Annotated in this window: 11 protein-coding genes; 5 read left to right on the top strand and 6 right to left on the bottom strand. The window is 38.9% G+C overall.

Translation table 11 applies throughout. The features are described from left to right. Positions 1-782: tetratricopeptide repeat protein (locus ACUVXA_RS10045; RefSeq protein ID WP_445871121.1), on the top strand; the 782-nt coding region annotated here is incomplete at its 5' end. A 174-nt stretch (positions 783-956) separates the two neighbouring features. Continuing rightward, positions 957-2,120, top strand: a complete 1,164-nt coding sequence (locus tag ACUVXA_RS10040) for a M24 family metallopeptidase (protein ID WP_445871123.1) — start codon at positions 957-959, stop codon at positions 2,118-2,120. Between the two features lie 146 nt (positions 2,121-2,266). On the opposite strand, the gene ACUVXA_RS10035 is transcribed toward ACUVXA_RS10040, so the two are convergent. Then, the gene (locus tag ACUVXA_RS10035; protein ID WP_445871120.1) at positions 2,267-2,428 is read right to left on the bottom strand and encodes a hypothetical protein; all 162 of its coding nucleotides are present in this window, start codon (positions 2,426-2,428) and stop codon (positions 2,267-2,269) included. 330 nt (positions 2,429-2,758) lie between these two features. On the opposite strand from ACUVXA_RS10035, the gene ACUVXA_RS10030 reads away from it, so the two are divergent. Further along, entirely contained in the window at positions 2,759-4,561 is a 1,803-nt protein-coding gene (locus ACUVXA_RS10030; RefSeq protein WP_445871119.1) for an AMP-binding protein, read from the top strand. A gap of 48 nt (positions 4,562-4,609) precedes the next feature. On the opposite strand, the gene ACUVXA_RS10025 is transcribed toward ACUVXA_RS10030, so the two are convergent. Beyond that, positions 4,610-5,119, bottom strand: a complete 510-nt coding sequence (locus tag ACUVXA_RS10025; RefSeq protein WP_445871118.1) for a CBS domain-containing protein — start codon at positions 5,117-5,119, stop codon at positions 4,610-4,612. Positions 5,120-5,423: 304 nt separating this feature from the next. Between ACUVXA_RS10025 and ACUVXA_RS10020 the strand changes: the two genes are divergently transcribed. Both ACUVXA_RS10020 and ACUVXA_RS10015 read left to right on the top strand, forming a co-directional pair. Continuing rightward, positions 5,424-5,774 carry a BtpA/SgcQ family protein gene (locus ACUVXA_RS10020; protein WP_445871122.1) on the top strand — a complete coding sequence of 117 codons (351 nt, stop codon included), beginning with the start codon at positions 5,424-5,426 and terminating at the stop codon, positions 5,772-5,774. A gap of 70 nt (positions 5,775-5,844) precedes the next feature. Continuing rightward, on the top strand, positions 5,845-7,002 hold the full coding sequence (locus ACUVXA_RS10015) for an oxidoreductase (RefSeq protein ID WP_445871117.1): 1,158 nt from the start codon (positions 5,845-5,847) through the stop codon (positions 7,000-7,002). A 40-nt stretch (positions 7,003-7,042) separates the two neighbouring features. Here ACUVXA_RS10015 and menC read toward each other — a convergent pair whose 3' ends face one another. The 4 genes from menC to ACUVXA_RS09995 form a co-directional block, all read right to left on the bottom strand. Further along, positions 7,043-8,149, bottom strand: a complete 1,107-nt coding sequence (menC, locus tag ACUVXA_RS10010) for an o-succinylbenzoate synthase (protein WP_445871116.1) — start codon at positions 8,147-8,149, stop codon at positions 7,043-7,045. Positions 8,150-8,175: 26 nt separating this feature from the next. Beyond that, the gene (locus ACUVXA_RS10005; RefSeq protein ID WP_445871115.1) at positions 8,176-9,036 is read right to left on the bottom strand and encodes a hypothetical protein; all 861 of its coding nucleotides are present in this window, start codon (positions 9,034-9,036) and stop codon (positions 8,176-8,178) included. Between the two features lie 140 nt (positions 9,037-9,176). Beyond that, complete coding sequence (locus tag ACUVXA_RS10000; RefSeq protein ID WP_445871114.1) at positions 9,177-10,100, bottom strand: ADP-ribosylglycohydrolase family protein; 924 nt, start codon at positions 10,098-10,100, stop codon at positions 9,177-9,179. A gap of 161 nt (positions 10,101-10,261) precedes the next feature. Continuing rightward, entirely contained in the window at positions 10,262-10,699 is a 438-nt protein-coding gene (locus ACUVXA_RS09995; RefSeq protein ID WP_445871113.1) for a hypothetical protein, read from the bottom strand. Between the last annotated feature and the right edge of the window lie 327 nt (positions 10,700-11,026).

Below are 11,026 nucleotides of genomic sequence, written 5' to 3'. Positions count from 1 at the left end.
CCTACATAAGACAAACAACAACCAGAAAAACTACATACCTAAGACGGGGTCCCGACAAAGCGTCAAAACTTATAAATGATTCCAAACAAGGCTCCAAGATCCAGAGCATTGATGAAGAGGAAGCAGCAATAAATCTAATCAACGCTTGGTGCAATCTAGGAAACATTTACAAGTTTATAGATCTTCCAAACGAAGCTCTCAAATGCTTTGATGAAGCCTTAAAACTCCGACATGAAGACCCCCTTGCTCTACGCGAAATGGGCGAAATATACCAAGAAATAGGAGAGTATCAAAAAAGCCTCAAATACCTGAACAAATGTGTAGAAATCGATCCAAACAATGTACAAGCGTGGATTGGACTAGGAATAATATATGAAATAATGGATAAACTCGAAAACTCAATAGAATGTTATCGAAACGCTTTAAATTCAGACCCAAAAAACCCAACTGCATGGTATAATCTAGGGGTTATATACGACAAACTGGCAAAAGAAGAAATGGCACTTGAGTGTTATAGAAAATCCCTAAAAAACGACCCAGAAAACAAACGTGCATGGGTTAACCTAGGCAACTATCACCTAAAACGCCTTAAACTAGAAAAGGCAATCATATACTATGAAAAAGCGATTGAGATAGATCCCTACTATGAAAAAGCTTGGTATTATGCAAATTTAGCATGGGATCTTCTCCAGGGCACCGATAAACAAAAAAAGAAACATTTGAAGATTCTAAACTTGCTTTTAAAAATGTTCGAAAAATTTGCGAGAGAAAGTAATTACTAGTTTAATGAATATCTTTATTTTTCCGAATCATGTTCTCATATTAAAATCTAGAATATTTTTTGCTTGAAATCTAATTTTATCTTTGATACAAATAATTAAATTTAAGAATACACTAACTTTATCAATTTTCACTTGGATATAATATTTTTACTGAGGTGAAAGAATTGAGTTCCGATCATACATATAAATTTCGAAGGGAGACTGAAGAAAATTTGGGCGAAAATGGAAGAAGAAAAAATAGACGTCATTATCGGAACCCGTTTAAGAACACTAGGCTACGTTTCAGGAGCCTTTATACCATGGCGTTCGGCAATTATTATCCCACTAAATGGGGAACCTGAAATATTCACCCTGCTGCTCGACGTAGAAAGAGTAAAAGACGATAGTTGGATTAAAAACGTGAATATCTGGGGGCCTGCTGAAGCAATGTACCTGGAGCCCCAAATCGCAGAATCCATCAAAAAACTCGGTTACGAAAAAGGCAAAATAGGCGTTGAGTACGGACAAGAAATGATACTTGCATCAGGACATATACTGGCCGCAGAATACGATAAACTAAAAAATCTTCTACCTGCAGCAGAATTCAAAAACTCCACACCAATTATAGACTACATTACCAGTATAAAAGAACCAGAGGAAATTAAACTTTTAAGAAGAGCCTCTGAAATAACCGACGTGGGACAGAAAGCGGTAAAAGATGAGCTTTGTGTGGGCATGACCGAAACAGAAGTTGCAGGAATTGCGGAGTATGCTATGAGAAAAGCAGGAAGTGACTGGGCCTGGACTCTTACTGGTGGTCAAGAAATCGCATCCGGCTACAGAACCGCCTACGCTATGGGTGGATGTACACCAGCAACCACAAAAATAATTCAACCAGAAGATAATGTACTTGTTGATCTACACTCAATGTATCAATTATACTATGGTGACTTATCCCACAACTATTTTGTAGATCAACCAACAAAAGAACAGAAAAAACTTGCAGATGCATACGTAGAAATCAGTTACACCCTAATCGATTCAATGCAAGCAGGAGCAAATCGAGGTGAAATTGCGTCTAATCTTGTTAATATCGCTACAAAGCATGGTTATGGAAACGATATACTATTTGCCTTTTCCCATGGTTTCGGCGGTGTGGGTAACGAGTCTTATCCGATAATTGTGGATTTGGAGCCTTGGAACGAGATGGAACTGGAAGCGAACATGGTGGAGATAGCGGCGGTGGTTCTGAATAAACCTGGTGTTGGAGGATTTAGACTTGAGAGGCCGGTTTGGATAAAGGAGAGTAGTAACGAGGTTCTGCCCAAAACACCTATAGAACCGGAAATAATTGGCTGAATGCTTTTAAAATTCCGAATAGTGAGACAATTAATTACCTTAGTCTTCCCTTCTTTGATTCAGTCTCTTATTCTGATTGTAAAATTTTTTAGAATCTTGATCTTATGAGAGCTAAAGGAATATTTCAAAATTTAGTAACTTGTTTACTAATTTTTGGGGAACGGATTTTTAGTTTTTTCTTCTTTTTGTGAATAGGTTATTATTTTTAAAGTATTGTTTTTTAATAAATTCTTGTTTATGTAATGTATTAATTTTACTTTCTTCTCCGTCTTTTCCGTCTCTGTCTTCGTAGTCTCTTTTTCTTCCATTTCTCTCTCATAAATAGCACTCTCAGAGTAAATACTCGTATATCTTTCAGTTTAAATCGGAGATACAGAGTAAGTTCATTAAACTAAACCCTCTTAATAAATATTTTTTATTCTCAATTACTAGCCTTTTAAGAAGTTTTTTCTAATTTTCCGGTTAGAAAATTCTGGTTCATATTTTATGTAAATTACTCCTGAGGAGAGAAAAAGGAGGCTACCAATGTTCACTTTAACTCTCCTAGACTAGTTGAAGCCGTTGCGGTCTGATTTTAATAAACTTTTTATTCTTCCTAATTTACATATTATTAATACTTTTCATAGGAGGGATAAGTATTGGAGAAACCTTGGTTGAAACTTTGGCCAAGCGGAGTTCCCAAATCTCTTAAATATCCTGAAATGCCCGTGTATAACTTTTTAAGCCGGGCTGCCAAAAAAATTCCGAATAGAATTTTGAGTATATACAACGACCGTGAAATCACTTATGGAGAATATGAAGAACTAACTAATCGATTCGCATCTGCTCTAATCGAGTTGGGAGTCAAAAAAGGAGACAGAATTGCCATACACCTACTGAACGTTCCCCAATTTGTAATCAGCTATTTTGGGGCACTGAAAGCCGGGGCAACCATCTTTCCCTGTAACCCCTTACTTGTTGAGAGAGAGCTAGAAACACTGCTCAACGACTCTGGAACAGAAACCATAATCACATTCGATATTGATTTAACCTACAAAAAAGTAGAAAGTGTAAAAGACAAAACAAAACTAAGAAACGTAATTAAAACAGGCCTCGACGACTATCTGCTTTTCCCAGAAAAAATTTTATCACCAGACACAGAGCGGAAAAAGACTGAAGAAGCAAAAAAGAATGATGACTACCTATTTCCCGAACTGCTCAAAGTAGAAACAAAAACCACCGGAGTAAAAGTCAACCCCAAAGAAGATCTAGCTCATTTAAGCTATACCGGAGGAACCACCGGAACACCAAAAGGGGTAATGCTAACACATTTTAACGTAACTGCAAACATAATGCAAAACACCTTCTGGATGATACCCCTTACCGCAGAAAGAGACATTGACATTCCCATATGGCAAAAAGTAATGATGAAAACCGAAAAAAGCGACGAAGAAATAGCCGAGGAGCTCCAAGCCGAAGGTATCGAAGCCACCCCCGAGGATGTAGCCCGTCTAATAAATAAAAGACGCTTAACCTTCGCCGCCGTACCCTGGTTCCACGCCATGGGCATGATCGCCTACCTGTGCCTACCCATCTGTAACATGCAAACCATGGTGATATTTCTACGCTTCGATCCCAAAGAATACCTAGAAGCAATCGAAAAATACAAACCAGACGCAATTGGGGGGGCTCCACCCATGTTTGTGCCCTTGTTAAACCACCCAGACTTTAAAAAATACGATTTGTCCTCGGTGAAACTCATAGCCTCAGGAGCCGCCCCCCTTCCAGTCACAAACTTAAAGCGCCTTCAAGAAGCTACAAGCGGAACAGTAATTGAAGCTTATGGTTTAACAGAAGTGACTATGGGAGTTCTCTATAATCCTGCTTCTAAAGATGCTGTAAGGAAACCAGGGTCGGTTGGTATGCCCCTAATTGATACAGATGCAAAGATTGTCGATGCTGAGACCGGAACCAAAGAGCTTTCTCCTGGAGAATTGGGTGAGATTGTTGTTAAAGGTCCTCAGATCATGAAAGGGTACTGGAATAAGCCGGAAGAAACAAAAAACGTGCTTAGGGAAGGTTGGCTTCACACTGGAGATCTGGGAAAGATGGATGAGGATGGTTACTTCTACATTGTGGATCGTAAAAAGGACATGTTGAAATACAAGGGCTATTCCGTCTTTCCGCGGGACATTGAGGAGGTGCTTCATGAGCATCCGGCTGTTAAAGAGTGTGCCGTTATTGGGAAACCTGACGAGAGTGTGGGTGAGCTTCCTGTTGCTTTTGTAGTATTGAAGGAGGGTGCTTCTGCCACTAAAGAAGAGCTTATTGATTATGTTTCGGAGCGGGTGGCTCCTTACAAGAAAATCAGGGATGTTATTTTCAAAGATATGCTGCCTATTAGTTTAGCTGGGAAGGTTCTCAGAAGGGTTCTGAGAGAAGAGATTTCAAAAATGTCCTAAGTCCCACCTCATCTGCTAAACGATTCTTCTTTCTTTTTTTGGAGATTTTCAATCTATTGGAATTTTTTTCCCTTTTATCAGTTTTTCTAAATCATATCTTTTATCTTTGAGTCTTATTATGTATTTTTCAATTTGGGGTGGGACTTCTTGTGTTTTGTAGGTTTCTCGAAGCACATTGGCGGTTACGGGGCTGAGTCTGACAATGTCGAATAGGGTTATTATGCCCACCAGTTTTTCTTCACTCAAGATTGGTAGTTTTTTGATTCTATTTAAAATTATGATTTTTACGGCGTCTTCAACCATCATTTCTGGTTTTCCGGTGATGAGTGGGGTTGACATTACTTCTTTGACCTTGGTTTTTTCCGGTTCTCGTTTTTCAACTACAATTCTTCTCAGTATATCTCTCTCGGTTAGAATGCCTACTGGTTTTCCTTCATCAACTGCAATGATGCAGCCGACTCCTCTTTCGTTCATTTTTTTGGTGGCGTTTAGTACATTATCATGAACCTCAATAGTTAGAACATCCTTAATCATGACATCTTCAATTTTAACAGACAAAATACACACCTCTAACTTTGAAAGTTTATCAGATACTCTAATCTATTCGTGGGGAACATAAGGTTTAAACGTATCGATATCTTTACAGATCTCAACTCTTATCAATTTACAAATTATTCCTGTTCAAAACAAACTATAAAATGGAGAAAAAAAATTTGAGGGCGTTTTTATGCAGGGATTTTCAGTGTAATTCATCTTCCGCCTCTTCTAGGCTCTCCGCGATATGAACTTTCTCTTAAAGAAACTTTTTAAAGATTGCTAAGCGATGCAAGGGCTTATTAAATGGGGGTGGAATAGATAGAATATTCTTGAGAACCATGGTGATGTTCCATTTTATCCCAATAGTGTAGGTCCCGAAACAGTGGCGTTAATGACTCGTATTGCAGCCCGTTTAAAAGAGAAATCGATTTGCCTTTGGGGATACGTTTTACGAAATGATACTATTGCATCTCTATCCATAACACATTTGGTTGGTGGGAAATTTGTGAGGGTGAACATACTCCGCGGAGCTATAATGACCGATCAGGGCATAATTGAATCCGAGGCTTATAATGTACTGCGGTTCAGAAAGGCTCTGGGGGCGAAGGATGTTAAAATATTTGCTGATATTTATGTTAAACACGCCATACAGTTGAGGGAGCGGCCAATATCTTAAATCTTTAAGTAAGAGTTCTGAAAAGTTTATTAGAATAAATTACGACTTTTTGTAGAGGAGTTGAGAGCTTATGAGTAGTTTAGAGAAGGTTTTTACCCCCATCGAAATTAAGGGGTTAAAAATTCCCAACAGGATTGTTTTTCCACCAACGGACACCAACTTCGGAACAGCCGATGGATTCGTTACGAAAAGGGAGTTGAACTATTATAACCAAATCTCGGGAGGAGGGTCAGGGCTCACTATAGTAGGAGCTAGCGCCGTGATGGAGAATGGCCGCGGTTTTCCAAATATTTTGAATGTTTATGCTGATCGATACATTGAGGGTTTAAGTAAGCTCTTTGCGGTTATAAAGAGAAACGGTTCTGTTCCCGCAATACAATTGTCTCATGCGGGGCGACAGGCTTGGATGCCTAGCTTCGAGCCTGTAGCACCTTCTCCCATTCCATGCACTTTAAAAAGCGAGGGGCAAGGTTTGGTTATGGAAATGGCGAAACCTAGAGAGTTGAGCCTGACGGAAATTGAGGAAATCGAGGATGCGTTTGCAGAAGCAGCGGTTAGAGCTAAGAAAGCGGGGGCGGAGTTTATTGAGTTTCATGGCTGTCATGGCTACCTGATCCACCAGTTTCTCTCGCCGCTTTCAAATAAGAGGACGGATGATTATGGAGGAATTCTAGAAAACCGGGCTCGATTTATTGTGAACATAATTATGAAGACTAGGGAGAGTGTTGGCGAGAATTTTCCCCTATGCTGTAGGATTAGTGCTGAGGGCCGTGTTGAGGGCGATTTGACCCTAGAAGAATCAAAGAAACTAGCTCTGATGCTGATTGAAGCGGGGATTGACGTTTTGCATATTTCAAGTGGAAGATTTGAGAACATCGACTATATCTCCCCAACTAGGGAAATCGGTGAATGTGTTAATGTTCCATTAGCTGAAGGCATTAAGGAGTGTGTCGATGTGCCGATTATAGTAGTAGGTGCTATTTTTGATCTTAAAACGGCTGAGAAAATAATTGAGGAAGGGAAGGCGGACATGGTTGCTTTGGGACGGGCGCAAATCGCGGACCCAGAAATCGTAAATAAGTCCAAGCGAGGAGAATTCGATTCCATAGTTAAGTGTACTGTGTGTAATGAGTGTGGTTTATCGCTTTATATGGAGCCAGGAATACGATGTGTTGTGAATAAAAATTTACCAAAAATTTCCCCGGAGACCCTACGCATTAGAGTTTAACTTATTAAATTTCCTAATTTTGAGATGCCCCCCGGAAATTTTAGGTGAAGATTTTTTTTCTTTTCGTTGCCTTTTTTAGGCGTTCTTCTAATATCTCTACGCCTATTCCCGGCTTTTGGGGGACGGTTATGGTCCCATCACGGTTAAGTTGGAATGGGGGGTCCACTACGTCCTCGGCGTAATATCTATTACTGGCTGAGATATCATTGGGTAATTTATAGTTTGGCAGGCTTGCCACGGCTACATTTATTGCCCGTCCGATTCCGGTTTCAAGCATACCACCACACCACACGGGTACTTCCTTTTCTTGGCAGTAATCGTGTATTTTTTTCGTTTTTTGAATTCCCCCGACTCTGCCGACTTTTATGTTGATTATTTTACAACTACCTAGTTTTAGTGCTGCTTGGGCTGCATGCAGATTGGGAATGCTTTCATCAAGGCATATTGGAGTTTTCATTTTGGACTGGAGTTCGGCATGATAGACAAGATCATCGTAATCCAAGGGTTGCTCTATCATTAAAAGATTGTATTTATCAAGTTCTTGGAGATGTTCAGCATCCCTGATTGTGTAGGCGCCATTTGCATCTACTATTAAATTTATGTCAGGATAAGCTTCTCTTACCTTTTTCACCACCTCAAGATCCCATTGTGGTTTTATCTTAATTTTTATCCTGCGATATCCTTCTTCTAAGTAGTTCTCAATGTTTTTTAGTAGTTTATCAACGTTCTCTTGTATTCCTATACTCACCCCACTCTCGATTCTATCTTTGCTACCGCCCAGTAATTTTGAGAGGGAAGTTTTTCTAGTTTTTGCATAGGCGTCAATAAATGCTTCTTCGATTGCTGCGTGAGCCATGCTGTGCCCCCGAATCCGGCTCAGCATCGACAAAAATACTTCCGGTCTCTCGACCTCTTTTCTCAGAATCATCGGAATCATAAATTGGGATAAAACATGCCAAGCAGTTTCAATAGTTTCATAGGAGTACCATGGACTCTTCTCGGCTACGCACTCCCCGTATCCTTCAGCCTCTTGCGTCTCAATTTTGACAATTATTGCATCTTTATAGTATTCTCTTCCAAGACTTGTCTCAAAAGGAGAAACATATTCCATTTGTATTTCCCTGAGTTCAATCCTTTCTATAAACATCGGGCATCTATTCCGTTAAACTATGTTTAAATTTCTTTTAGCTCTTCTTTCAATAAGCGGTTCTTCAAAAGTAGATAGAAGTTACGTCTCTCGCCCTCAATTATTTCTGAAATAAAATCACTCGCGATGTATCTTTTATTAAAATAGTTTAAAAATATGGGCCTGATTTTTTCCACCCAGTCTATAGCCAAATTCATACCAGCCTCTTTAACCTTTCTAATACTTTCAGGGATCTCAAGAAGTATAAAATCTGAATTTAAATTGAGATTGCTTTTTACAACTCTTCTAACATCCTTCTTGAATGCTTTGGTTTCGTTTGCAAATTCCGCCCCCTCTATTAACAGCTTTTCTAAATTAATTTTTGTGCTTTTACCGTGCTCTTTATCTACAACTCGTTTAGATTTTAGCCACCATTCCGCTGTGAATCGGTCGGTCGTCATTCCCATATTTAGCTCGTCTTTCATGATGCCGTAGTAGTTGGGGATGTAGGTTCGGCAAATCACACCCAACTTTCTGAGGTTGAAGTTTCCGTTTAATCCCTGCAAGGGATCGAAAGTCCACTTCATCAGGTTAAATCCCATCCCTATTGCACACTCTCGCTGCTTCATTTTCAACAGGTAGCCCAATCCCGAATTCTGAAGTTCAGGTAAAACCCCTGCCTGATGAGAGTAAAAATATGACTGGTTATCCTTACGCCCCGGGAATCCAACACAGAATCCCACCAGGTTTTCATCATCGTCAAATGCACCAAGTAGTAATCCCCCATTATGTTGAAGTGCGATAAGTAAAGGTGGTGGGGTTGATTCTTCTGTTCCCCAAATGCGCTTCTCTAGCTCACTACATTTTTCGAAATCTTCCAGTTTTTCAATTCGCTTTACTTGAAACATATTTGTCTTCACCAATAGAAAACTCTATCCAAAAGAATGGTTCGATTCCTTTTAGAGTTTACTTTTCTACTATTTTGTTATTAAAATTTTTTCAATTTCCAATAAAAAATAATAAAAATTACAAAAATTTAGTTTATGCCTCACTTCTTATATGTTGTTTTAACTTGCCAGAGTTTCTCTGCCAAGCTCTCTATATACTCTGCGTTCTCTAAGTTTTTTCTCCACTCATCTGGAATTCCTTCTACACCATGAAAAGCTCCACTAATTCCTCCACACATGGCGCCTATTGTGTCACTGTCTCCACCCAAGCAGACAGCATATCTAACAGCTTCTTTAAAACTCTTGGGATGAGATAAAAAAGAGAATAAAGCAGTGGGGACTGAATCAAAAGCCGCAATCCCGTTACCCAACTCTTCAATAATTCTTACCTCATCGGGTTTCCCCCTTAAAAATTTCCGAATGATGTCCAACTTTTTTCTATACACATCTTCCTGAACAATTTGAAGAAGTTTATTTACAAAGATTTGAGGGTCGAATGATTCTGGAGTTAATCTTACGGCAAGGGCGACAGAACAAGCTTGTAATACCGCCCCCTCAATTCCCAGTATGTGCGAATGTGTGATAAGACTAGACTGGTGAGCAACTTTCTTTAATTCTTCAAAATCATCAAAATAAAAAGTCCCTATTGGGACAATTCTCATCGCAGCCCCATTGCCCCAAGAGCCGGTTCCATTGAAAAGTTTTCGGCTGGCTTTGTCCCAGCTTAAGCCCTCCTTAATCCATTTGAAAATTTGCGGAGGTCCCCAACCATAACCACGGCTAGGATTGAAATTTCTAATAAATGTCCACGCCATATGTTCTCCATCGAATCCTTGCTTTTCAACGAGTGATTCCGCTACGCCGATAGCCATTTCGGTATCATCTGTATACTTTCCACCAAATTTCACGGTATCAACAGTAAATGGTCTCCTAAATCCCTCAAAGGGTCTACCCAATGTGTCTCCTACACCTGTACCGACTAGGGCACCTACAAACTTGGATTTTAATTGAAGTTCACTTAGCAATCTTTGGTCTCCAAAATATTTTTTGATAATAACCCTCAAACATAGGATATAACTCCTATTTGTATTTGTAGGAAGCTTAATTTCTTGTTTTTAGAGGTCGAATATCTGATTTTGCTAATTTGTATTATGCTACAAAAGTTCTAAAACGAGATGTTATGGGATTATTTTTCCCAAAAGCTTTCCTTGTCTTTCGAAATCCATTCGAATCCGTAAGTTTTTAGCATGTCATTTACTATGCTCCAAATATCCTTCCCCAAAAACGTCTTTGGTTTAATTATAATTTTTTCTTTAGTTAATTCGAAATTTAGCATGAGTTGGTACTCGCTAAGCTCCTCCTTTACTGCCTCCAAAATTAGATCCTTTTTCTCGCCAGAATCAATAATCTTCTTTATTCTCTCTCTTTGAACATGTTTAACGTAGTCTTCCCAGATGTATACTGGCGGTGAAGAAGTCAGTAGTGCCGCTATTAGTTGAGCTTCCTCCTCTATTCTGGGTTTGGGTTCCTTGTAAACCTCACGTATAGCATTTCGAGCTATTTTAATAAGGTTTACATATCTCTGCTTTGCAAAGTTAACAAATCCCGCATCTTCATAATCCATATGAATCACCTCTCCTTTAAAGAAAATTATAATATGTATTAATTTATTACTAGTTGATTACCTTTTTTACTACGATACTATTCAAATTCTTCTCAATTAATTTATTTATTAATTACATAACGTTTCAATTAAATTTTATTAAGAATGAATAAAAAGTAAAAAATGACTTGTATGTAAAGAAAAAAGGAGGAAAGAGTTCAACCTATACTATAATAGTTCGAATAAACTATTTTTTTCATTCAAGATGCCTATGCTAACAGTTCTAAAATATTGGTGTTTAAATAGAATTATGCTGAACTACCGCTAGATGCATATGGAGCGATTATA

The sequence above is a fragment of the Candidatus Jordarchaeum sp. genome (assembly GCF_052745115.1).
Note: the sequence above shows the minus strand (reverse complement) of the source record. Positions and strands in the feature narration are given on the sequence as shown.